Source organism: Pseudomonas sp. EA_65y_Pfl1_P113 (genome assembly GCF_963970525.1).
GTDB classification, from domain to species: Bacteria; Pseudomonadota; Gammaproteobacteria; order Pseudomonadales; family Pseudomonadaceae; genus Aquipseudomonas; species Aquipseudomonas tritici.
In genome coordinates this window covers 1-493 of sequence record NZ_CAXAQM010000427.1, presented here as the reverse complement: position 1 = coordinate 493, position 493 = coordinate 1, and the positions used below count along the sequence as shown (strand labels likewise).

The 493-nt window shown below is 65.5% G+C and carries 1 protein-coding gene; it reads left to right on the top strand.

Features of this window, described 5'->3' with window-relative positions; genetic code table 11:
* Positions 1-459 (top strand): hypothetical protein (locus AACY52_RS30400; RefSeq protein ID WP_339561395.1); only part of this gene is annotated, 459 nt, incomplete at its 5' end.
* Positions 460-493: the final 34 nt, after the last annotated feature.

The following is a 493-nucleotide window of genomic DNA, read 5'->3' as shown; positions in this document are numbered from 1 at the left end:
ACGCCCGATCGCTACGTGGAGGTACCAGCAGCTGGGAAGCTCGTGCAGGAGACGATCGCGCGGCTTCAGAAGCTCATGGTGGCTTGGGTCTGTGGCCCGGCTGAAGGGGACGAATCCGCTCGGCACGGTCCGGTTACGGCATTGTTCGGCCATCGTTGCCTGGCGCCGATTGAAAAGGGGGGAGACGGGAATCCGCATCTCTGCTCGAGACTGCGAGGCTGCCTTGCCTGTCCGGGCCTGATCGTGCCGCTCGACGTCGAGCGGTTCGCGCGCGTGCTGCAGGCTCGCCGGCATCTCCTCGCCGCCCGCGACCAGATAGATCCGGCCCGTTGGGCGTTGTTCTATGCGCCGAGCCTCCAAGTGCTCGAGAATGATCTTCTTCCGGCGTTCCCGCCCGGGATGACGGAGCAGGCGGAGCAACAGGCGGCATTGCTGCCCGATCTCCCGGAACTCGAATGACCGTCGCACTTCTCGCCTTGCCGCAGGGTTCGCT